This is a genomic window from Lysinibacillus sp. FSL R5-0849, assembly GCF_038595075.1.
Lineage (GTDB): Bacteria > Bacillota > Bacilli > Bacillales_A > Planococcaceae > Lysinibacillus > Lysinibacillus fusiformis.
The window spans coordinates 2,591,875-2,613,208 of record NZ_CP152004.1; the positions used below are offsets into that span (position 1 = coordinate 2,591,875).

Annotated in this window: 25 protein-coding genes and 2 pseudogenes; 8 read left to right on the plus strand and 19 right to left on the minus strand. The window is 33.7% G+C overall.

The window, feature by feature from the left end:
* Positions 1–95 precede the first annotated feature (95 nt).
* From MKY80_RS12655 to MKY80_RS12670, 4 genes and pseudogenes are all read right to left on the minus strand, one after another.
* Positions 96–302: pseudogene (locus MKY80_RS12655) on the minus strand (phage terminase large subunit); the annotation flags it as partial.
* A pseudogene (gene terS, locus MKY80_RS12660) lies at positions 299–1,057 on the minus strand (phage terminase small subunit). The pseudogenes MKY80_RS12655 and terS, both read right to left, overlap by 4 nt.
* Before the next feature lie 172 nt (positions 1,058–1,229).
* Complete coding sequence (locus tag MKY80_RS12665; RefSeq protein WP_089987257.1) at positions 1,230–2,102, minus strand: GNAT family N-acetyltransferase; 873 nt, start codon at positions 2,100–2,102, stop codon at positions 1,230–1,232.
* A gap of 125 nt (positions 2,103–2,227) precedes the next feature.
* Positions 2,228–2,548, minus strand: a complete 321-nt coding sequence (locus tag MKY80_RS12670; RefSeq protein WP_107922698.1) for a hypothetical protein — start codon at positions 2,546–2,548, stop codon at positions 2,228–2,230.
* Between the two features lie 225 nt (positions 2,549–2,773).
* On the opposite strand from MKY80_RS12670, the gene MKY80_RS12675 reads away from it, so the two are divergent.
* Positions 2,774–3,313, plus strand: coding sequence for a hypothetical protein (locus tag MKY80_RS12675; protein ID WP_089987256.1), 540 nt, complete (start codon positions 2,774–2,776; stop codon positions 3,311–3,313).
* A 180-nt stretch (positions 3,314–3,493) separates the two neighbouring features.
* Here MKY80_RS12675 and MKY80_RS12680 read toward each other — a convergent pair whose 3' ends face one another.
* The gene (locus MKY80_RS12680; protein ID WP_089987255.1) at positions 3,494–4,213 is read right to left on the minus strand and encodes a hypothetical protein; all 720 of its coding nucleotides are present in this window, start codon (positions 4,211–4,213) and stop codon (positions 3,494–3,496) included.
* 1,366 nt (positions 4,214–5,579) lie between these two features.
* On the opposite strand from MKY80_RS12680, the gene MKY80_RS12685 reads away from it, so the two are divergent.
* Entirely contained in the window at positions 5,580–6,935 is a 1,356-nt protein-coding gene (locus tag MKY80_RS12685) for a lytic polysaccharide monooxygenase (RefSeq protein WP_342533046.1), read from the plus strand.
* Positions 6,936–7,175: 240 nt separating this feature from the next.
* Here the strand turns inward: MKY80_RS12685 and MKY80_RS12690 are convergent, their stop codons facing one another.
* The 3 genes from MKY80_RS12690 to MKY80_RS12700 all read right to left on the minus strand — a co-directional run bounded on the left by MKY80_RS12690 (position 7,176) and on the right by MKY80_RS12700 (position 8,624).
* Entirely contained in the window at positions 7,176–7,481 is a 306-nt protein-coding gene (locus tag MKY80_RS12690) for a hypothetical protein (protein WP_090002742.1), read from the minus strand.
* Between the two features lie 446 nt (positions 7,482–7,927).
* Positions 7,928–8,134 (minus strand): hypothetical protein, encoded by a 207-nt coding sequence (locus MKY80_RS12695; protein ID WP_089987253.1) that lies wholly within the window; start codon positions 8,132–8,134, stop codon positions 7,928–7,930.
* 328 nt (positions 8,135–8,462) lie between these two features.
* The gene (locus tag MKY80_RS12700) at positions 8,463–8,624 is read right to left on the minus strand and encodes a hypothetical protein (protein WP_155269804.1); all 162 of its coding nucleotides are present in this window, start codon (positions 8,622–8,624) and stop codon (positions 8,463–8,465) included.
* Positions 8,625–8,944: 320 nt separating this feature from the next.
* Between MKY80_RS12700 and MKY80_RS12705 the strand changes: the two genes are divergently transcribed.
* Positions 8,945–9,508 carry a hypothetical protein gene (locus tag MKY80_RS12705; protein WP_089987252.1) on the plus strand — a complete coding sequence of 188 codons (564 nt, stop codon included), beginning with the start codon at positions 8,945–8,947 and terminating at the stop codon, positions 9,506–9,508.
* 243 nt (positions 9,509–9,751) lie between these two features.
* Here MKY80_RS12705 and MKY80_RS12710 read toward each other — a convergent pair whose 3' ends face one another.
* Positions 9,752–10,393 carry a DUF998 domain-containing protein gene (locus MKY80_RS12710; protein ID WP_342529558.1) on the minus strand — a complete coding sequence of 214 codons (642 nt, stop codon included), beginning with the start codon at positions 10,391–10,393 and terminating at the stop codon, positions 9,752–9,754.
* Between the two features lie 144 nt (positions 10,394–10,537).
* On the minus strand, positions 10,538–11,452 hold the full coding sequence (locus MKY80_RS12715) for a DMT family transporter (protein WP_342529560.1): 915 nt from the start codon (positions 11,450–11,452) through the stop codon (positions 10,538–10,540).
* A 449-nt stretch (positions 11,453–11,901) separates the two neighbouring features.
* Between MKY80_RS12715 and MKY80_RS12720 the strand changes: the two genes are divergently transcribed.
* Positions 11,902–12,837, plus strand: coding sequence for a DMT family transporter (locus MKY80_RS12720; RefSeq protein WP_008177346.1), 936 nt, complete (start codon positions 11,902–11,904; stop codon positions 12,835–12,837).
* 85 nt (positions 12,838–12,922) lie between these two features.
* On the opposite strand, the gene MKY80_RS12725 is transcribed toward MKY80_RS12720, so the two are convergent.
* The gene (locus MKY80_RS12725) at positions 12,923–13,297 is read right to left on the minus strand and encodes a hypothetical protein (RefSeq protein ID WP_342529562.1); all 375 of its coding nucleotides are present in this window, start codon (positions 13,295–13,297) and stop codon (positions 12,923–12,925) included.
* Between the two features lie 125 nt (positions 13,298–13,422).
* On the opposite strand from MKY80_RS12725, the gene MKY80_RS12730 reads away from it, so the two are divergent.
* Positions 13,423–13,881, plus strand: a complete 459-nt coding sequence (locus MKY80_RS12730) for a DUF3888 domain-containing protein (RefSeq protein WP_342529564.1) — start codon at positions 13,423–13,425, stop codon at positions 13,879–13,881.
* Positions 13,882–13,952: 71 nt separating this feature from the next.
* Here the strand turns inward: MKY80_RS12730 and MKY80_RS12735 are convergent, their stop codons facing one another.
* From MKY80_RS12735 to MKY80_RS12760, 6 genes are all read right to left on the minus strand, one after another.
* On the minus strand, positions 13,953–14,537 hold the full coding sequence (locus MKY80_RS12735) for a GNAT family protein (protein ID WP_089987249.1): 585 nt from the start codon (positions 14,535–14,537) through the stop codon (positions 13,953–13,955).
* A gap of 164 nt (positions 14,538–14,701) precedes the next feature.
* Positions 14,702–14,983 (minus strand): hypothetical protein, encoded by a 282-nt coding sequence (locus MKY80_RS12740; RefSeq protein WP_089987248.1) that lies wholly within the window; start codon positions 14,981–14,983, stop codon positions 14,702–14,704.
* A 132-nt stretch (positions 14,984–15,115) separates the two neighbouring features.
* The gene (locus MKY80_RS12745) at positions 15,116–15,832 is read right to left on the minus strand and encodes a UDP-N-acetylmuramyl pentapeptide phosphotransferase (protein WP_089987247.1); all 717 of its coding nucleotides are present in this window, start codon (positions 15,830–15,832) and stop codon (positions 15,116–15,118) included.
* A 57-nt stretch (positions 15,833–15,889) separates the two neighbouring features.
* A complete protein-coding gene (locus tag MKY80_RS12750; RefSeq protein WP_089987246.1) occupies positions 15,890–16,309 on the minus strand; it encodes a DUF6157 family protein in 420 nt (139 codons plus the stop codon).
* Between the two features lie 67 nt (positions 16,310–16,376).
* Positions 16,377–16,685 carry a hypothetical protein gene (locus MKY80_RS12755; protein ID WP_237068889.1) on the minus strand — a complete coding sequence of 103 codons (309 nt, stop codon included), beginning with the start codon at positions 16,683–16,685 and terminating at the stop codon, positions 16,377–16,379.
* A gap of 177 nt (positions 16,686–16,862) precedes the next feature.
* A complete protein-coding gene (locus MKY80_RS12760) occupies positions 16,863–17,342 on the minus strand; it encodes a GNAT family N-acetyltransferase (RefSeq protein ID WP_089987245.1) in 480 nt (159 codons plus the stop codon).
* 433 nt (positions 17,343–17,775) lie between these two features.
* On the opposite strand from MKY80_RS12760, the gene MKY80_RS12765 reads away from it, so the two are divergent.
* Together MKY80_RS12765 and MKY80_RS12770 are read left to right on the plus strand one after the other, a co-directional pair.
* A complete protein-coding gene (locus tag MKY80_RS12765; RefSeq protein ID WP_089987244.1) occupies positions 17,776–18,420 on the plus strand; it encodes a pentapeptide repeat-containing protein in 645 nt (214 codons plus the stop codon).
* Between the two features lie 170 nt (positions 18,421–18,590).
* Entirely contained in the window at positions 18,591–18,761 is a 171-nt protein-coding gene (locus MKY80_RS12770; RefSeq protein WP_164908721.1) for a hypothetical protein, read from the plus strand.
* Positions 18,762–18,846: 85 nt separating this feature from the next.
* On the opposite strand, the gene MKY80_RS12775 is transcribed toward MKY80_RS12770, so the two are convergent.
* Both MKY80_RS12775 and MKY80_RS12780 read right to left on the minus strand, forming a co-directional pair.
* Complete coding sequence (locus tag MKY80_RS12775) at positions 18,847–19,671, minus strand: DNA alkylation repair protein (RefSeq protein ID WP_089987243.1); 825 nt, start codon at positions 19,669–19,671, stop codon at positions 18,847–18,849.
* A 184-nt stretch (positions 19,672–19,855) separates the two neighbouring features.
* Positions 19,856–20,737 carry a cation diffusion facilitator family transporter gene (locus tag MKY80_RS12780; RefSeq protein WP_043990286.1) on the minus strand — a complete coding sequence of 294 codons (882 nt, stop codon included), beginning with the start codon at positions 20,735–20,737 and terminating at the stop codon, positions 19,856–19,858.
* Between the two features lie 281 nt (positions 20,738–21,018).
* On the opposite strand from MKY80_RS12780, the gene MKY80_RS12785 reads away from it, so the two are divergent.
* On the plus strand, positions 21,019–21,222 hold the full coding sequence (locus MKY80_RS12785; protein WP_008177326.1) for a hypothetical protein: 204 nt from the start codon (positions 21,019–21,021) through the stop codon (positions 21,220–21,222).
* Positions 21,223–21,334 lie beyond the last annotated feature (112 nt).

The following is a 21,334-nucleotide window of genomic DNA, read 5'->3' on the forward strand; positions in this document are numbered from 1 at the left end:
CTTTCACACTGGCAACATCATAATCATCCAGCCCATACCACACTTATTCTCATGATCTACAACCATGCGTAATAAAGCATGTAGCCAGATAACCCTAAGTCTTCTATGATCTCTGTAAACAAAGAAAACATACTTTCTCTATGCGTATCGTAAACTTCACGGACGACAAGAGCTGTACGTTTTTCTTCTAACAACTTTAAAAGTATTTTGAGTGCCACACGATATGATTTAGAAGAACCATACCCACCGACTAAAAGTTGAGTTTTGCAACTCCAGTCGAATAGGAAATCATCCCTTCTCACTTTCTCTTGATGACAATTTCCATAGTTCCTTCACTTTTTTCATCAAGCTTTTCCATTTCAGCTTTAGTCTTATCAATGTTCAACTGCATCTGCTCAAGTTTAATCCTGAGCTCGTCATCCTGATCTGCCCTCTAAACAAACTGACGAATAGAAGAACGCAACTCCCCAACTGCTCTCGATTGAGCAGTGAGTAGTTGCGCCTGTCGTTCCCCTGCGAATTGCAAGTTGTATTCTTCTTCGATTGTAGCTTGCTCCACACCACCACCTTCTTCCTTAGAACGTGGATAGTATTCGTACTTTGCCTTTTTGAGCTCCTTAATCATTTCACCTTTATCTGTAACGTGCATGATTCGTTGTGCCCTTATGATTGCAGCATACTGAATCTGTATTTGATCCCAGATTAAATCAGCTGGAGAACGTTCGTTCATGGCTTCCATGATTTCAAGTGTTACTTCGGGCAGGAACTTTTGAAAGAAACCGTGTGTAACAGCATTCTTATTTTGCTTAGGTGCACCATAACCCTTTGCATTGTTGTTGCCTACAGGAGCACCCCTACTACGTTTAGTAACGTTACCATTGGATTTGGTAACGTTACCTTTCAATTGATCATCCCATTTATCTTAGTTTTTCCACTTTCGAATTTGCGAATCGGATAATTCTAACTGCTCTGCAATATCCTTCAGGAGCATTTGCCCTTTGCTTTCAAGCCACATTTGAAATGCTTCATCACGTTTCGGATTTCTTGGTCTAGCCATATCTCATACATCCCCACCTCGCGCCGACCTCCCTCCGAGTTTACATCATATTTTTCCTATCACAAAACATGCTACATGTTTTACATTTGTTCCTTTTGTTATATTTGTTCCAAACGTTACATTAACAACTTTATTAAAAGCTTCTGTTAGTTGAATACGGATGTTGGTATCCCTAACCAAAAATTTGTGCAGCAATAGCAAACAACTCTTTATTCCTATATGGCATTTTAATAGAGTTCTTTATCATAATTGGAGGATTACTAACTTTAATAAATCCACTTTTCTCCAAGAAGAACATTAACTCGTCATTACTGGATGACACATCAATCCTTATCTTTCCTTGATGATTAATAACTAACCCATCTATTATTAAAGCAGCTGTTTGTGAATTTGGTGCTACAATAGGTCCTATTAATAGATTTTCTGGACCTAATATAGATATTCCAAATCCAATAATCTTCCCCTTTAGATTTCTAACAACTAAACATTGTTTGGATTGATTTATCCTGTTAAGAAGCAAATTCCCCCTCTTATCTCCAAATGCAGCTGAATCTAATTCAATAATTTCATTAATGTCTTTCTCTTGGTAGCTCTCTAGAGTAATTTCTTGAAGATTATTAAACAATCTAGTTGGAATATAATTATCGCTTAAATACTTATGTACAGAATCGACAGTAATAAAACCCAAATTTTCATATAAAGGTTTTCCATTATCTGTTGAAATTAACATTATAGAGGTATTTTGAGAAACACTGTCTATACACTTCTGAGTAGCATTCTTCCCTAAGCCTAAACCTCTATATTCTTCATTAACAATAACCATACCTATTGAAGCTAAATCAGTATCATAAGGTATTATTGCAGCACTCGAAACAATTTTCCCCACAGCATTTTTATGTCCGTATATTTTACCAGATGACAAAATAGTTCTAATTTCCTGTTCATCATAATCCCAGCCAACTGATGTAGAAAGTTCTACTAAGCCTAAGACATCATTTTTATCAAATTCCACTAATTTCAAAACTTTTTTATTGTCTGTATACATTAGAAATCCCCCTACTTTATTTCTATTCTTATCATAATTTACCATCTACCCTTGTTCAACTAAATTGCTCCTTCAGTTGAAGAAACAATACTTTTAAAAATAACAAAAAAGAAGTAACCTTTCGGCTACTTCATCATCTGACTCAAAATATACTTCCTTACTCTAAAAATTGTCATACTAGATAATCTCATTTGCTTTCCAATTGAACGCATGCTATTCCCATCTAGTAATCTATGGAGGACTTCAACCTCTCTATCCCCTTCTACAAATGGAATGCGGTTATGCACCTCCGCAATCTTTTGCTCATATTCCTTAATACGATAATTTAGCGAATATACACGATGTTGTACTTCTGTATACACTTGATCACTTGTACCTCCACTAGCCTTCGGTAATGTCACTGGATCCTCACCAACTATGGCAACAACGAGATCAAAAATATTCATCAGTTTTCTCCCACCTTACTAGTCTAATTTTTTATTCTCAATTTACAACTATACAATTCATGCTGAGTTTCCTAAAATAGTAATTAGAAGAAGAGATTGAGAGGTTAAAAACTAGTATATTTAGAAGGCAAAATTAGTGAATACCTATACTTTTTCGTTATGTACGCACATAATAAGATTGCTTAAAATGGTAAATGGCTCATCAAAAGTTAAGGAGAGGGATTTATGAAAAATTGCCCTAACTGTTTAGCTGCAAATTCATATAAAAAATTCTACAAAGAAAATATAGATATATACGTATGTGAATATTGTGGTGCAGTTTCAGAAGATTATACAATAATAGAAAAAGAAACTTATTTAGAATATAATCATTCAGAAAAAGTCAGAGAGTCAGAAAACAAAACCTATTATTATAGAGAGGTAGCTCCATCAAAATGGCCTAAAAAAATCGCCTTAATTTTGATTAGTATAATAGGGTTATTGATAATCGGACAATCGATAGAAATGATCTTTTCAGAAGAGGTAAAACCGACAAAACAAGTTTCAACCATTACGCCCGAAATGTTTCAAAAGCTCAAAATTGGTATGAGTGAAGATACCGTAAAAGAAATCGTAGGATATGGTGCATTGCACAAAGATGAAAATAAACTTAATTATAGAGGAAAAAACGGTGTAGAAGAAAATTCTATGGTAAGTTTAGAATTTAATAATGGCAAGCTAGAAGCTATTTATGAATTTGGATTGATTACAAAAAGGAAATATTAATATGGATATCTATAAATCATTTCTTACAATACATATAGAAGAAATTTTTTATAATTAAGACCACGACGGCATATCATTTAGCTGTCTTGGTCTTTGTTGATCTGTAGCCGCATTTACAATTCTTTTCTATACTATTCAAAGCTAATTTCCAATACAAAAAAGAGCACCAATTTTGGCACTCTAAAGACTCGTAAATCTTCTTTCGTTATTGGAGAGATTGTAATAATTTGAATTAAATAAGTTTGCATTAGGTTCATTAGTAACTTCCAAAGATATATATTTTTGTCCATCATTCTTTTCATAAGCAAAAATTAAATACTTTTCTATGACAGTGCTCGTTTTTTCTTTTGCTCGTCCACCAATTATAGCACCTAACGAACCAAAAACATTATCCCCCGCTATAGCTCCTCCAGCACTACTTACCCAACTTTTTTGAATCTCAACATCTGTTTTTATTAGAATATCGGTAACTTTATTTATATCTAACTCGATTGTGTCTTGACCCCTTTCAAAAATGACTTTATCTGTGCATCTGTACACAAAGATTTCAGCACCTTCAGCAATTGGTAAACCAGCTGTATGTTTTACTTTAATACATAAATCTGCATTGAAAAGTTGTTGTCGAGCTCTTGAACCAAGTACTTTACTCTCTGCATCAAATTGTTCTCTCTTTCTATTAGCTTCTCTTTGTTTGCGTGCTTTTATAGCTTCAGCACTATAGGTTCTTCCATAAAGTAGAATTAAAAATCCCCCAAATAGAGCAACAAGTACCAATACAATAGCTGAAATTATAATGTCCGCACCATTATATCCTTTGGTGTTTAAAAATGTGCTAGATAAACCATACAAGAAATATATTCCAACTAATGAAATGATTATTAGGTGAAGAATTCTTTTCATCTAATCCCTCCTTATACACAAATATACATAATTCGGGGAGAATTCACCAGAGCTGTAATGATAGTTACAATAGCTAAATTTATTTCTTTGATATATCAGCCGATGGAAATTGGTCAATGACATTATAATAAGTAGATAAATTGTAGTTATCTTCTAAAATGATAGCGTTAACATATGTTCATTAAAAAATGCCCTGGCTCAAAATTAATTGATTGCTGGGCATTTTTTAACACTGTAGTTGGGAATTTTTCAGATGTTAATAAAAATCATTACGCTTATGAAACGATTAAGTGGGATAGTTTTCAAACCTTCAAAATCACTATTTTCATTGTTTCATTATTGAATGTCTCCAACATAAATACAGCCGAACTCACAGATTTTTTGCAATTGCACTTGTGATTTTCATTTTATATGTCTATATGGGGCATTGTTATTCTGACAGCTAATTCTACAACGGGCTTTGAAAAACATTTTGAATAATCCGATTTTTCTAATCTCCATAGTCGTTTGCAAGTACAAAGGATGCCTCTCCTATTCGAATCCAATCTAATTCATCAGTACCCTGTAAAGCACTGATAAAATGATAATCCGTACTATATGTATCAAAGCCGTCTTTATTAGGAAATTCTCTCCAGACTTCTGCTTCTTTTGTAGGGTCAAACCTAAATATTTTAAAATCCCTTGACTTGCATGTTGAATTTGCTTAACAAAAAGTTGATAATCCTCAACGACCTTGATAATTGATTAGGGTATATCATTTGAAAAGACTTAGGCATTCGAATTAAATATTTTCCCTTGGGGAGCCCAAACATTGGGTTACTTCCGTCACCCAGCTATCAACACTATCTTCATCATAAATATACGCTGCGTATCCATGCAATAAGCCATCTAAAGTTAATGACCACCCAAGTTAATATCCCCTATTCAACTTATTGCTTCTACCCTGTAACCTCATAAATGGGTTTTCTTTATAGTCCAAATACAACTTTTTGCGGTGATTGCGCCACTTCTTCCACTTCTTGGGATGCTATTGGTTTGTTACTACGGGGCGAAACTTAGTCTGTCCTTTATTGACATGTCTAATGAGCTTTCCAAGCCCAATCGGCTGTATAGTTCGGAATAATATCAATTAGTACGAAAATAGACAAATTTAAATATTTTATTAGAATTTATAGCTTTTTTTAATAGAAATTAGCTTATTAAAATAACATTTTCAGCTAAACAAGCACTTTATACCTACATTATTACAAAAATGTTTTTTTGTAAAATAAAACTATTGTATTATTTATCCGTAGTTTGAATAATTATTAATCTATTGCTATCATACTAGTCGCAATACAATTTCAAAATAAGGAGACGATGGATGATGAACACTAAATTTACAAAATTAAGCAAAAAAGGTCTGAGTGCTGCCCTATTAGCAGCCGGAATCATAGGGATTTCGACAGCTCCAAATGCATATGCACATGGATTTGTTGAAAAACCAGCTAGCCGTGCAGCCTTATGTACTCAAAATTATGGGGCACTTAACTTAATGTGTGGAAGCATAATGTATGAACCACAGAGCCTAGAGGCGCCTAAAGGATTTCCGCAAAGTGGACCGATGGATGGAAAAATTGCATCTGCAGGAGGTCTTTTTGGTGGTATCCTTGATCAACAAACGACAGATCGCTGGTTTAAGAATACAATTACGGGAGGTCCCAATACGTTTACATGGAAGTATACTGCACCACATTTAACAAGCAAATGGCACTATTATATTACTAAACATGATTGGAATCCTAATAAACCATTAACCCGCGCTGATCTTGAGCCAATTGGAACTGTAGCACATAATGGCTCTGCTGCATCGACTAATTTAACTCATACTATTAATGTGCCAACAGATCGTAGTGGCTATCACGTGATCCTAGCCGTTTGGGATGTCGCTGACACTTCAAATGCGTTCTATAATGTGATTGATGTAAATTTGGTGAATAATGGTGGCAATGTAGATACGGAAGCCCCAACTCAGCCAAATGGATTACATACAACAAAAGTTACTTCTACTAGTGCCGAGCTAAAATGGAACCCTTCTACAGATAATGTAGGTGTGAAAGAATATCAAGTATTACGTGATAGCAAAGTAGTTGCAACTGTTCCAGGAACGACATTCACAGATAAAAATTTGAATTCCAATACAAAATATACTTACTCAGTAAAGGCAGTAGATGCAGCTGGGAATGTTTCTACAGTAAGTGAATATCTAGTTGTAGAAACATTGCATGCTGCTCCAGATACAGAATCGCCTACTCAACCAACTTCACTACATACAATGGGAATCACTTCTTCAAGTGTCGACTTAATGTGGGGTGCTTCAGAGGATAATGTAGGCGTTGACCATTATGTTATATATAGAGGGACAACAAAAGAACAAATGACTGCTGTTGGGACTTCAACAATCACATCATTTATGGATATGAATCTTCAATCAAATACTTCCTATATATATGCAGTAACTGCTGTAGATGTAGCTGGGAATGAATCTATTAAAAGTTCCATTTTAACTGTAACAACTAAAGAGCAAAGTACTTCTTATGAGCAATGGAGTCCATTCAAGGCATACAAAAAAGGTGATAAGGTAGAGTATCAAGGTAAGAATTATGAAGCGGTTCAAAGCTATCAAGGCTATGGAGATCCAAATTGGATAAACGCTTTGTCTTTATGGAAAGAAATTAAATAAAAATTAGTTTTCTAGTAAGAGAATTCAGTATCGTTTTGTTCCAATAGAAATTATTGAAGTAAAAGCAGCTTGCATGCAAGCTGCTTTTTACACGCTAATAATCCAAGGAGATTACACAACAAGTTCGCTACATATAATTTCAATGAAGAAACCGTTTGATGATTGAAAAGAGTTTTCACCGCAACGTTTAGACTATTGCTGTAAGAAATAACCCCATCAGCTGAGGTTCATCTAAATTAATTATGGAGCTGTAATTTCTACCAAACTCCATGTTTCAGAAACTTCATTGTAAATTGCTTTATATATGCTTATTGTACTATTTACTTGTTGAACACCAAATAGGAGGCTAATTTCACCAGTAGTTGAATGGATGTCCACTTTAAAATCAAAGTTATTGTATGGAACTGTCTCATCAGGACGAAATTCTTCTTGTACCATTAAGCCAGACCATCCTGCCAATTGCATATGGACTGTTTCTGAAAATAATACAGAAAAGCCATCTTTATTATTTGTTGTTCCCAAAGTAACTAAAGGTGCACCTGGCACGCTATTCTCGTCTTATACATTTAGATGCTTTATAACGAGCCTTCACCGTACAGGCGACTTTCATCGCATACGGCGATCCGTCAACTATACTTCTATACTTATTTCCCCGTAAACATAGTAGTTTTATTTCTAAATATATTCAATAGAATTTCAACAAGGTAAAGAACTCTTTACCTTTAAAATCGTACTCAACCTTCTTAATACCATAAACAACATAACTAAGGTTGCCTAACTGAGGTAAAATAAAGCCCACCTAATTATTATAGGTGAGGCCACATTAAAAAAACTTATTTAACTTGGATCAAAAGTAGTTGTATAGGATTTTCAGAAGGTAAAGAATTTTTAACCTTTACCAAAATTGAATTTTTATCATCAACCTCACCTTTTCTGTACGACATTTAAATTTTATGAAAGAAAAACCCCACCTAATAAGGTGAGGTCCATTCTTATTCCCAATTAACTCCGTTGAATGTTGCAATAATGTCTCTTGTCATTTTATTACCAGATAAATTTTGTTTATTGCCCTTTGTAAATGTAATTTTTTGACCAATGCTTGCATTGTTGTCCAGTAAAACTACGATAGATTTATCGGTGTCATTCCATATTGCAGAAGTAATGAGATCTTGAGAGTCGTCATCAAAATGGCTAATCATATTAGATCCATCGATAACTTTAATTAGACTATGAGAAAGATAAATGTCTTCTCCTACTTCAAATGTAACTGAATTAGCACTAGTTCCACTTACAGAAGTTTTATCTAGCCCTACTAAAATGCTATTCTCGTCTTATACATTCAGATGCTTTATAACGAGCCTTCACCGTACAGGCGACTTTCATCGCATACGGCGATCCGTCAACAATATTTCTATACTTATTTCCCCGTAAAACATAGTAGTTTTATTTCTAGTTGAAATCAATAGAATCACCACAAGGTGAAAAATTTTTAACCTTCATTGGCGAATTCTCGATGCTGAAGGTGTATTACGGTCTCTTTTCAACAAATAACAAAATTAGTGTGGCGATTGGACCTAATATAAGAGAAAGTAAGAACCAATTTAACCCTCTTCTATTCTTCCCTTGCGCCAATCCAGCATTGATTAATGCTAATGTACCCCAACCTACGAAATATTGATTATCCATCATCTGTCCCCCTAATTCATTTAACATACTGACCGTTCGTAAACATTTTTCACAAATTTGATCATAACATATCCAAATGCTTCATATTGTGATTATGAACGTTTCGTTTTCAAAAGAATGTGATGGAAGAACAACTGACGAATGCGATGCTGGCTACCCCTTCATTTGAATGATTTTTTACGTTTTCCCTCCATTGCCTTTTCCCTATATCCCCCGCTAAATAATCAGAAAAAAATACCATTTTTGAGATAATTAAGGTAAATACAATAATGAACTGTTATACTATAATATCTTCTCCCCATTTTATGAAAGGTGGTACATTTATGAGTAAAACTCTTGTAAATTTACAAAATGAGCTTATAGCTGAAACGAAAAAAGGATTCCCCATTCTACTATCTGGCGTCCTAGTCTTTTTAATTTTCACCCTCATGTATTTTGTTCTTCCAATAGAGGCTGTCCGTTTAATTTGGATATTTGGTTTGGGCGCTATTTTCCCTATTGGCATGTTCATTGGTAAAATTCTCGGCGTCAGTTTAAATTCTACAGACAATCCTCTAGGAGTTTTAGGAGGAATAGTGGCAGCTCCTCAAGCTTTTTATATACCTGTATTTATCATCGTGTATATGAAAATACCTGAATACCTTCCCTTCACAATTGGTTTACTTGCAGGCTCTCATTTTCTTCCATACATATGGATTTATAAAAGTAAAGCCTATTTATTCGTTACTTTAGGAACCTGTTTTTCGGCCCTTATCTTAGGTGGTTTCTTTGTTGATTATGCTTTCACACTTGTACCTTTAGCTATTTCGATTGTGTATGGGATTGGCGTTGCTTTAATTCAAGGAGAACTTAAAGCCAAATCAGTATCGTCATCTGTTATAAGGTGATTTTTAAAGAAGAAACTATATAAGTAAATTCCGAAAGAGTTATTTGCTTTATCATTGTGCTTGATGCTATATTTTCCGATGATTTGTTGACTTTTTCCTTTTTATGTTTTATATTTACAATATCCATGTGCTGTTTAATCTCTAGTCAGATTAAGCAGCTTTTTTTATTGCTATGTAACGTTCTTATATTCTCTTCACAAGAGTCTCTTGTTACGTTTAGATAAAAAAATTACCAGGCTCAAGTCATTGAGTACCTGGTTTTATTTCTGATGAGCGTAATAAAATTGTTAGTCCCATCCCCCACACGAAAATTACACCATAATAAAGTCTTTGTAATAAACCTGCTGGCAAAGGAAGGAAAAATAAAAGACCGATAAGGATAAGTAAAGCTATAAGTACTGTTAAGTTTGAATAAGTCCACTTTTTACCTTTAACCAATGATTTTGCATAGATCCCCATTCCAATTAAAACAGTCATCATGCCTATTTGAGCTAAAATCGAATGCCAAAATAAATGAACATCTGCTGGTATAACACCAGAAACACTATTTCCTAGTGCAAAAATAAGAATACATACTGTTGCTAATTTATTGATTAAATTCTTTTCTAAGTATTGGGATAGATATAATATGCCAACTGAAAATGATAAACCATTTATAATAAACAATACATTCATCCAAAAATGATACGGCGAACAAATTTCATGTGGCGCAATTACGTAAGTATATTTCCCACATGTAGTCACTCCTAAATCACTCATAGCTTGTTGCATCATATTATAAGGTACAAGTGAAGTCATAATAAAAATCGGCTCTATCACAAAATATAAAATGGTAACAATCCAACTCACTAATCCTATTTTTTTAGATACATATATAATATCCATCCTCCTTTTTATAATTATATAGTTATTTCCATCATTAATTACCATTAAAACAATACGTTCTTCTTTCTTACCATATAAAAAAGCCTTCATCCAAAGATGAAAGCTTCTATTTAGGCAAACTACGTTTTATATTTAGATTGCAATCTAAAATTCCGTAGTTTCATGACCAAAACGGGCTATTTGCCTCTCTTTTCGTACATTTAACATTTGAGGTATGAAAATTCCCAATAAAATACATACAATTCCTAGCCATTGCAGAGGAGACACGACCTCATGTACAAGCGTAATTGAAGCGATAACGGCTGTTGGAAGCTCGACAGCTCCTAAAATTGTTCCTAAACCCGTCCCTACTTTTGGAATACCAATAGAAAAACAAATAACTGGTATAACGACACCAAAGAAACCTAGGATTAGCGCATATTTCCATAAACCAGCCTGCAATGTACCATCCATCAAGTATGTTGGGGGGAACATTATGCAAACAAAAAGTGTTGCACTCGTTGTCATAAGAAAGCTTTTTGAATAAATCGGAACTTCGGTAGAAACACGTCCACTTGCAAATATATATAAAGAAAAAGTTATAGCTGCTAGTAGTCCAAAGAGTATTCCTTTCATAGATAATTGTTGTCTTAACCCTTCAAAAATACCCCCAGCGAACATCGTTCCTACAAATAAGATAATGATCGACAAAACCTTTTCGCGACTTGGGAAAGTTTTATTAGCAATCGCTTCAATGAGAACACCCATCCATGTGAATTGAAATAACAGCACAATCGCAATAGAGGCTGGCAGTTCTTTTACAGAAAAACCGTAAAAAATACTCGTTAAACTCATCGTTGTCCCAACCGCTAACAGTGATACTATATTTTTTAAGGATACTTTATGACGAGAAAAAGTAAGAACGAGTAATAATAGTCCAAACCAACCGAAAACATATTGTCCCCCTAAAAGTTCAGGAAAAGTATAGCCATTTGAAAATCCAACTTTCAGAATGGAAGATAGGATCCCATAGCTACAGGCACCTAATAAAACCACTAAAGAAAACTTCAACTTGTTCAAAAAATCCCTCCAAAAAATAAAAAATCTCGTCGTCTATAAATAGACGACGAGCGAATGAAACAGAGTGAAAACTCTACAAAATTCCGCCACTCACGAACTTGTGAGCGTTTGCTTATAAAATTAGGACAATTGTATAAAAAAAGCTTCGAAGTGTCAATACTATTCATTTTCTCTTGCTAGCAAATCCGATACTCCCCTTTGAAAATTATTTTAGTTACTATGATAAGCCAAAGCCTTGATACATATGGTTTTGGCCATTTTACTATTTCTAAAAATCTCCTTTCCTCCACTGAAAAATTCTTTTTCATCAGCCATGATTATCGAAAAAAAAGATTGTAAAATAGCAATCTGTGATTTATATTGGAGATTATGATTTTTTTTCTAAATCTCAAAATCATAACCAAATTCAATTTATATAAACGTTTTAGGAGGGAAGTGGATAAATGAAGATGTATCTTTATCCCCTACTAGTCATTATCGCAGCTAGTAGTTTTGGTATCGTTTCAACTATTATAAAACTGGCCATGCGTAGTGGGTTTTCTGTCTCTGAGGCCGTGACAAGTCAGTTTTTTATAGGCTTTTGTATAGCGGTATGTATCTTCTTAGTTACAAACAGATCCAAATTGAGCTTTAAAGGTGTTAAAATTCTTATATTCGCAGGTATTTTAACTGGATTAACAAACATTTTATATGGTCATTCTTTAAACTTCTTGCCCGCTTCGTTGGCAGTTGTACTACTGTTTCAGTTTACATGGATTGGTATGTTGATTTCTTGTATTACAAAACGACAATTTCCAAGTAGAATTGAATTAATCTCTTTAATCATATTGGTAGCTGGTACTATTCCGGCTGCTGGCATCATTGATGTTGATTTATCCCAAATCCCTATGCAGGGATGGTTATGGGGGCTAGCAGCTGCCCTTTGCTATTCCTTATTTTTATATGTGAATGGAAAAGCTACTGCCAGTATGTCCACATCTAACCGTTTAGTATTTGTTTCGTTCTTTGCCTTTATGATTACGGCGGTTTTTCAATCTCCAGAAATTATTTGGAATGGGACTTTGTTTAACGAAGGACTTTGGGTTTACGGATTGGCATTAGGATTATTTGGTATGATTATACCTGTGTTCTTATTCACTATTGCCGTTCCTAAAGTTGGATTAGGGATGTCATCCATTTTAAGTGCTGTTGAATTACCAATCGCAGTGATGGTATCCATTATCTTATTAAGCGAAACGGTTACAACTTTGCAAATAGCAGGTATCGTAACAATTATTATTGGTATTTGCTTGCCAACCATATTAGATAAAGATAGCTTGTTAAGAAACAACCAAACAACATACAAAAAATCAAGCAAAGAAATAGCAAAAGAATCTTCAATTTGAAGATCCTGACAGGCTTTAGGCAAACTCAATGCATTTTGAGTTTGCCTACAGTCTTTTTTCTTTTACCGTTGATTTCCACCACGCATTAGTCCTGGTTGAAATGTAGCAATTGCTTTAAGGGAATTTTTTCAAAAATATCATCATTTATCTTCCCCATATAAAACGTAAGATGGATATCACAATGAGCTAATGCAACATGATCCGTTAATTGTTTAGCAAATTGATTGATTAACTCTACATGTTCTTTTTTTACTTGTTTTTCGGAGTATACCTTCACCGTGATTAGATTCTCTCTTACATCCTCTTCAAATACCCTTGCATGAGGAGGCAAGTTCAGATCCTTTATTTCAGAAGCTCGGTTTTCATCTACTATAAACATTCTATAAATATCTTTCCCCAATCGAATATCCCATATTTCCATATCTTTAAATCTTAATTTTCGTTCAAAATAATCAATCATTTTAACCTCCACATTAAAATTTTACTATTTATATCCAACAGTTCATTTACATACATAATATCTTCTTCAACTACCCCGATTCGCAAGTACAAGTTAAATAATTTGTATACATATCCCATTTAGGAATGGTAACAATACAAATAGATAAAATCGTAAAGAGGTGTCTTGACAACAATATGAGAAAGGTATTAATTGTTTTTATACTATCCCTTGTTCTTACTCCTTCATTTCAACATTCTTCCGCTAAATCAACCGAGGACTCTGAAGAACTAAGGTTACAGGATATGCTTATGAATATGCTTGCTCCTTATATTGAAAAAGATTTGACTAATTTTTATTATCCAAAGATATCTAAGGAGTTTTCACCTCATGTCACCCCATGGAAAATTGACGTGATTGAAACAAGAAGAGTAAATGGTTTTCGTGGTTTTATATTGGAAATCACATTTGAAATTGAACCTACCGACGGCGGACATAATATCCCCATAGGAAAAGACCGTATGACCTATGAAATTTCTTACGGACCTGAAATTAAATTGATTCATCACACACACCTAAAAACATATACATTACCACCTGAATAAAAAAAATCTAACTTCAGCATTTAGAAAAAATCTTCTAAGAAATTTTATTAATTATTAAAAGCCACTGCTCATTACAAGCGTGACTCCTCATTTAGCGCGATATATTCACTTTTCAACATTGAAAAGAGGACCAGATCAACATATTTCCCTTTTTCAAATTCATGTTGTCTTAAAACACCCTCTTGGCAAAAATTTAATTTTTCCAGCAATCTGATGGATGCTTTATTTTCAGGTTCAACTTTCGCTTCTATTTTATTTATTGCCATCGATCTAAAGGCAAAATGAATAATCTTGCCTAAAGTCTCTTGCATGATACCCTGCCGCCAATAAGCAGGGTTCAAATCATAACCAATTTCTATACGGTTATGTTCTTTTTCATAATTCAAATAGCCACATGTTCCAATCACTTTTTTCGATTTGGCTTCTTCGATTACCCATCTTAAACCGATTTGTTCCTTAAAAATTTTTTCATACCAATTGATTTCAACCATTGCGTCTTCAACTGATTTAAATAAATTTAATGGAAGATACTTAACCACATTTTCATTAGCATAAAGCTCAAAAAGATCATTACGATCATCCACTGTGCCTTTTCTTAAAATGAAACGTTCTGTTTCTAATTTAGGGAAATCTTTAAATTCGAACCCACTTTTCATAATAACTCTCCTTTTCACCATAAAATAGCATAATTGAATAGGTACATATTCGATTTAGATAATTTATAAAATGATTGATGAACCTTACACTCTCTTTTAAATTTTAAATTCTTACATATTAAAAAGCCACATCTATTGTTGGATGTGACTTGGTAATTAATTATTTATAATAAACTTCGTGACTTAACATTGTTACCAGATACTATAAACTTTTCACTTTCTTCGTCAAAAAATAGATTGAATCTAAATTCGTTCATTATGCTTCCTGTATAATCACTAAGTCTTAATGTAGGACTGACCCAAAACACAACTTCATTTTCATCCATTTTCCAACCTTTTTCAAAGCCTTTGTGCTTTTCTTCAAGTCGTTCTTCAATAGATTGTCCGTTATTACTCATCGTATTTTTTACTAAATCAATAAAATTAGTTTGTGCCTTCCTATTCATTTACCTCACCCCCACTCACACTAATAATAGCGCTTATGGTATTATATGGTTACAAATGCAAAATTAAAACATTTAAGAACCTATATTCTGTAAAAAAAGCATCCATACCCATATTAGTGAAGTCGAACGATATTACCAAATGATACGAAATTTACGTGAAGATTGCATGATGACCAAAATAATTGTTATCCCGACAACGGGATACCATAATAGATGAGTAGGGACGATGAATATGAATACACCAAATAGTACAGCTGTTAAAGTGCTAATTGTAATGGCTTGGACATTCGTAAATTTATTTTGAATAAAATAATATAAAGTGAATGGTAGTGCTAACGTAAATATCGGAATATACATGAATACAATAAAATGTTTAATGAGCGATATTGAAAGTACCGCTATGATAAAACCTATTGATGTAGTAAGCGTGTGTCCTATAAATAGGTTACCTGTGAAATAGCTATATAGCAGAATAAGCATAATCGCTAAACAAGTAGAAATCCCAATAATTAAAACAAATGAATGGCCCATAAAGAAGGCTGCCATGGAGAAGCAAACTAAAGAGACCAATGGCAATAGTAATAGTAAAGGATTTTGTCCGCGTTCTATATTCATAACATTTGTAAAGCCTACAAGAAATAATAAAGTAAAAGGAATCGCCAAATACCCTAATTCGATATGGCTACTAAGATTAATATAATTCACCTCAAGACTACCAAACATTATGATGACAAGTGCAGCAAAAATTTGACTAATTAATCCCCAAATGCTTGATAATTTAAAAGCTGGAGTAAGCTTATCGGCTATTATAATAACTACGATGCCAATTAATAGAGCTATATATAACAATTTTTTCCCCTCCTAAAATACATTTAAAAATTCGTATCTAGTTCTTCTTGAGTAACTTTATTCATGAGTGTTATTTTCCCTTCGTTTAGAACGCATACCATTTATTAAAGTGATTTGGCCCGAATGGAGAAATTGCTCATACTCTTCACTATTAACATCATATAGTGCAAGTTTCCCTTCATCGTCATAGTGAATTCCCCATCCGTATTTCTTTACTAAAGGTGAGGCTCTAAAACACACTTTAGACTTTTGGAAAAAATTTTTTCTGATTTCATCTAATGAATCTGAGTCAATTTGATTTTTAATCAAATACGTTTGGAATTGCACGTCTTCCTCAGTGTATTTGTATGGGTTATGTCTAATTAAATCAAATTCAATTGAAGCTATAGTAGGCTTATTGTTTCTTGGGACAGGGGTAACAGCCGAAGTAACTTCCGAATCCTCTGAAATTTTAATAAAGGTATTTTTATAACTCATCGAATAAACCCCCTTTATATTACCATAATTGTAAATAGTATAAAATTAGAATTTCATCTCTAATAATTTAATAAAGCTTTGAAACACTCTTACAGTATTCTTCTAACTCTCTCCGTGTATATAATGATGTAATAGGGTATTCGCTTGAAGTTTCTATCGAATAGGTTAAATGAACGACTGCGTATTTATTCATCTTTTCAATCCAAAAAATCACATCATCATTATCTTCTCTTCTAGCCACCGCAATTGCCTCTTTCCCATAAAGAATATGTTGTGGTGAAAGTTCTTTCTTTAACTCTTCATTTAATGATTCTGACATACTTTTTGAAATCAGCCACCACGGATCATTCATAAAATGATTGACACTTTCTCGCATCTTAGATCATCACCTCCGCTTATTAAATTTCATCTAGCCATAATTAAAAAGAAGCAGCTACTTGGCTACTTCATCATTGGTTTTCAATTTACTGTTTCTGCTACTGAACATCGTCGTACAGCCGTACATGGCCGTCCCCATACATAAAAGTAGGTCGTTATGTACTTGTGTCGCGAATTATTTTATTAATTGGCTCATAATAATTTCTTCGCCAATTCGACCTATTAATCGCTTATTCGTATCTTCAAATCCTACCTTTAAATATAACTTTTGCGCTGGTATATTATCTTTATCTACAACTAAGACAAGCTCATCACAATGAGGGAATTCTGATTGAACAAACTCAGCTAGTAATGTCATTCCCTGTTTGGCGTAACCTTTTCCTTGTTCAGCATGATTAATGGATAGTGCCGATATTAACAAAGCGTTCGAATTAGTAGAGTATTTCTTTACTCTTTCATTTGAATTCAATAGAAAAAAACCAACAGGTGTATGATCACTTAAAATGACAATACGATACTGTCCTTCATTGATTTCCTCAAAATTGCTTGGAAGCGCAGAGAATTGTTTTTGTTCCTCTGTAAGGACAAAAGAGTTTAACTCTTCCTTATATTCACTTGTGAAATGCTGTAGTTCAACCCTGTTCAATTTTTCCATATGACAATTCCCCCAATCACTTTTTCTATACTTTACCATTTTATGTGGTTTTGGTCATTCATTTATTTGAAATTTCTAAATAAATGATACCGATACCCTCCATTCATGAACTGTTGGGAACCTACTCATTGACTTTCAGTACGACTGAAACACGTATGCTTACTCAGTGGAACATCAAATAGGTATTTGTCATATGCTATAGAATGTTCTTCTACTGAAGACAATGATTCCGCAACAAATGTTTTTTGTATGGTGGCCATTGCTAAGCCTAAGCCTCTTTCCCTACTTCACAATATCATTGGAATGAACACCTCAATCCAGTAATGGGATAGAAATTTAGATTTGCACACACTTTCCCTTAATATGAAAGACTTTTTATTTTATTTCTTTTTCTATAAGATAGGTGCTAACTACTTTCGAAGGGTGTGCTTATATGTCACATAATTTCCAACTTACATCGCCAAAAATACCTACTGATTTAGAAAAAGCCAATTTTCAAGATATTTTTTACGAGGAAGAACCTTTTTTATCAAATTGCATGATCGCAGATACAGTCATTGATAAGGAGGCTGTTGAGAGATTAATCGTATCTAAAGTTATTTTTAAAAATGTCACATTCATCAATTCTTCCTTTAAAAAAATGGATGTAACGGATGTCATTTTCGAAAATTGCGATTTATCTAATTTAAACTTAAAGGAAAGCCTTATACATAGAGTGGTTTTTAAAAACTGTAAATTATTAGGTGTGAATTTTTCCGAGGCTAATCTTGGAAACGTTTTTTTTGAAAATTGTATGGCAACCTTAAGCAATTTTCCTGAGGCTCGTTTAAAACAAGTAGTATTCGATAACACCAACCTACAAGGAGCGAATTATTTTGATTGCTTACTCAATAAAGTGGCATTCCATGAATGTGATATTAATGAGGTAGATTTTACTGAAACCTCTTTAAAGGGGATAGATATTAGTACGTGTACCTTTAAAAGACTTCAAGTATCTCTCGAAAGTTTGAATGGGTGTGAAGTATCTTCTGAACAAGCTATCGGTTTTGCTTCACTACTCGGGTTAACGGTTAAATGATATGACCAAGCAATGATTGAAAACTACTCAAAACAGCCTAGCATTTAAAAATATTCATTTTACGTTACAAGTAGCCATTGAAATTTATTTCCTTTTGGCTACTTTTTGTTTTATGAAAAAAGCATTTCGCCTTTTATTATAAGGTAATCCGACTATTAGGAGGTATCATAATGACCCTAAAGATTATTAAAACACTTTTATCTATTATTATGGTGTTCATGTATTATTTGGGCTTTTGGACAGAAACCTTCACAATAAAAATAGTTATTTTCTTTCTTATGCTCATCTTTATTTTTGAGGCAGGAATGGAATCGGGGAAGAAACAAAATAACAGCATGTAATCAGAAAGTTTAAGGTACTTTCCTTCCCCTACCCACCTATTCAACAAGTTCACATCAAGAAAAGAACCTGTTGCTTTTGTATGAGCTATATTTTCATTATTGTTCTTTTAGCTTTCTTTATAATTTTTGATGTTTCTTTTGTATCAGATTCTTTACTCCATTTTTCACAAAGCATCATGACGAAATCAGGTTGAGTTTTACTGGCATCATTTAACCAATTCCCTACAGAATCCTGTACATACTTTGATGGATCTGATTTCAGTTGATTTAAAATAGGAAGGGCTTTACTAGGGTTCTGTTTTAAATCTTCGATATGCTTGGCCCAAACACCACGAGGACGAATAACTTCCATGGAAAATCTCCGTATTTTTTCATCCTCTTCTTTTGCCCATTCGGTTAGCAACTCAATACTTTCATCAAGGTGTTGCGCTATATCCTCTCTAATAGACATCCAGGAAATTTCTCGAACTCCAAAATGATGATCGCCAGCAAATGGATAAATATAAGCTAATTTTTCTTTCAAAGAGGTGCTTCCATTTTTATTCATAAACGCTGCCCAACAGCGAACACTATCTGAAGGATGCGTCGCAAATTTTTTAATAATTTCTTCTTTCATTTGGTCATTTTCTTCCTCTATAGCTGTATTCAATAGTTCGCCAGTTAAACGAATAGCTTTCATTCCCGATTCAGCATTCTGTTTTAACATTTCTTCTACTATATTTTCTAATTGATGAGATAACCCTACTTTAGGTAAAACATGTTTTACTAACGTAATATGATTGATCCCCAACCATTCAGTTAAATTAACACTCTCTATTTCTCCTTCATTCAATAACGTTAGCACCTCCTCAGGGATTTCACTAACCTTTCTAGCCCCTTTTCTGTTTCCTATGTCTATATGAATTGGCATGAAGACATCCTCCCACTATAATCAATTTTCCAAAGTAAGTTTATTATACTAATAATTTCTAATAAATTTAAACAAATTCATTCATTCCCTCGAAAGAAATGACTTACATATGGACAAATAGAGAAAAGCTTTTGACAAAGTAAAAAAAGATTAGGACTCAAATTCATTGAGTTCCTAATCTTTTTTATAGTTTTTCCTCATTGGGCTCCACATGAACATGAACTTCATATACGCCCTGCTCATGAATCATTTTATCTTCAACATGACAAGCTACATCATGAGCCTCTGTAATATCTAAATTTGCATTGACTAGAATGACAACATCGATCACTTCGTTATTGCCATAATTTCTGCCTCTAATTTCTTTAATCCCAATAACACCGTCTAACTTTAAAATAATATTTTTATAGTTTTGAAGGATTTCTTCATCAAATCCGTCAGATAGTTCATGAGAAGCTTCTTTGAAAATATCCCAAGCGGTTTTACAAATTAAAAAACCTACAATAATAGCTGTTACTGTGTCTAACCATGGCATATGTAATTGTGATCCAAATATCCCTACTGCTGTTCCAATACTTACCCAGGCATCTGATAAGTTGTCTTTGGCAGCGGCCATAACGGCTTTACTATTTATCTTTTCAGCCAATTTTTTATTATAACGATATACAAAATACATGACCAATGCTGATCCAAGGCCTACATACGCTGCGAAAATGTCAGGTGATTCTTTTCCACCTTGAAAAATGGAAGTACATGCACCAAATAATACTTGAATACCTACTGCCATCATAATAAACGAAGCTACCATAGAGGCAATGGTTTCACTTTTCCAATGACCATATCGATGATCATGATCGGCAGGTTTTTGTGAAAGCTTAAGGCCTATAAGTACAGCAATCGAGGCAATAATATCAGTCGTATTATTTAGCCCATCCGCCTTTAAAGCTTCTGAGTTACTCATGTAGCCAATTCCAACTTTTATTACGGACAAAATTATATAAGCAATAATACTTATAATGGCACCACGTTCACCTAATTTAAGATTATTGTATTTTTCTTCTTCCAATTCATTACCTCCCACTTACGTACTTTTTTATAATAACAGCCCTACCCCGAGTAGGTCTACAGCAACCTTTTTGCCTAAGCCTACATAAGTGGAAGGGATATAAAAGAGTTGTTTGCAGGAAAAAATCATTTCCTAAAGAAGCAGTCTTCGGTCACTCCAACATTTATTTCAATATATTATTTTTACCCTTAACTTTCTTCGTATGGATCTCCTCTTATAACTAAAGGTTGTTGTAGTTTTTTATGCTACAATTTACATATACTGCATCGAGAGGTGATTAGATGGATAACAGAAAATTAGTCTGCAAGGCTTGCGGGAAAGATTCTTTTGCAACCGGTCAACTTGGTCATGGGAAATTATCCACTGATAGTAATGTCAGACCTATAGGCTCTTTTATGGCTTCGGGCTCCCCACTTATTTTGTCATTTTGTAAAAATTGTGGTGAAGTGGCATCATTCAAGGTAGCCAAGCCTGAAAAGTTTTGATTTGAGGAGCTTGTGTTGTGTGATAAATGAATGGATTTGGGGGTATCACTCAATTCTTTGACCATACACTACTAAAATGTTAACGATTTTGTTTATCAATCCAATTTAGGCG

Bases quoted from the DNA above. Each gene is read 5' to 3' on its own strand.
- MKY80_RS12665 (WP_089987257.1), bottom strand. From the start codon at position 2,102: ATGTATACAGACAATAAAAAAGTTTTGAAATTAGTGGAATTTGATAAA.
- MKY80_RS12670 (WP_107922698.1), bottom strand. From the start codon at position 2,548: ATGAATATTTTTGATCTCGTTGTTGCCATAGTTGGTGAGGATCCAGTG.
- MKY80_RS12675 (WP_089987256.1), top strand. From the start codon at position 2,774: ATGAAAAATTGCCCTAACTGTTTAGCTGCAAATTCATATAAAAAATTC.
- MKY80_RS12680 (WP_089987255.1), bottom strand. From the start codon at position 4,213: ATGAAAAGAATTCTTCACCTAATAATCATTTCATTAGTTGGAATATAT.
- MKY80_RS12685 (WP_342533046.1), top strand. From the start codon at position 5,580: ATGAACACTAAATTTACAAAATTAAGCAAAAAAGGTCTGAGTGCTGCC.
- MKY80_RS12695 (WP_089987253.1), bottom strand. From the start codon at position 8,134: ATGATTAGCCATTTTGATGACGACTCTCAAGATCTCATTACTTCTGCA.
- MKY80_RS12700 (WP_155269804.1), bottom strand. From the start codon at position 8,624: ATGATGGATAATCAATATTTCGTAGGTTGGGGTACATTAGCATTAATC.
- MKY80_RS12705 (WP_089987252.1), top strand. From the start codon at position 8,945: ATGAGTAAAACTCTTGTAAATTTACAAAATGAGCTTATAGCTGAAACG.
- MKY80_RS12710 (WP_342529558.1), bottom strand. From the start codon at position 10,393: ATGGATATTATATATGTATCTAAAAAAATAGGATTAGTGAGTTGGATT.
- MKY80_RS12720 (WP_008177346.1), top strand. From the start codon at position 11,902: ATGTATCTTTATCCCCTACTAGTCATTATCGCAGCTAGTAGTTTTGGT.
- MKY80_RS12725 (WP_342529562.1), bottom strand. From the start codon at position 13,297: ATGATTGATTATTTTGAACGAAAATTAAGATTTAAAGATATGGAAATA.
- MKY80_RS12730 (WP_342529564.1), top strand. From the start codon at position 13,423: ATGGTAACAATACAAATAGATAAAATCGTAAAGAGGTGTCTTGACAAC.
- MKY80_RS12735 (WP_089987249.1), bottom strand. From the start codon at position 14,537: ATGAAAAGTGGGTTCGAATTTAAAGATTTCCCTAAATTAGAAACAGAA.
- MKY80_RS12740 (WP_089987248.1), bottom strand. From the start codon at position 14,983: ATGAATAGGAAGGCACAAACTAATTTTATTGATTTAGTAAAAAATACG.
- MKY80_RS12750 (WP_089987246.1), bottom strand. From the start codon at position 16,309: ATGAGTTATAAAAATACCTTTATTAAAATTTCAGAGGATTCGGAAGTT.
- MKY80_RS12755 (WP_237068889.1), bottom strand. From the start codon at position 16,685: ATGCGAGAAAGTGTCAATCATTTTATGAATGATCCGTGGTGGCTGATT.
- MKY80_RS12760 (WP_089987245.1), bottom strand. From the start codon at position 17,342: ATGGAAAAATTGAACAGGGTTGAACTACAGCATTTCACAAGTGAATAT.
- MKY80_RS12765 (WP_089987244.1), top strand. From the start codon at position 17,776: ATGTCACATAATTTCCAACTTACATCGCCAAAAATACCTACTGATTTA.
- MKY80_RS12770 (WP_164908721.1), top strand. From the start codon at position 18,591: ATGACCCTAAAGATTATTAAAACACTTTTATCTATTATTATGGTGTTC.
- MKY80_RS12775 (WP_089987243.1), bottom strand. From the start codon at position 19,671: ATGCCAATTCATATAGACATAGGAAACAGAAAAGGGGCTAGAAAGGTT.
- MKY80_RS12785 (WP_008177326.1), top strand. From the start codon at position 21,019: ATGGATAACAGAAAATTAGTCTGCAAGGCTTGCGGGAAAGATTCTTTT.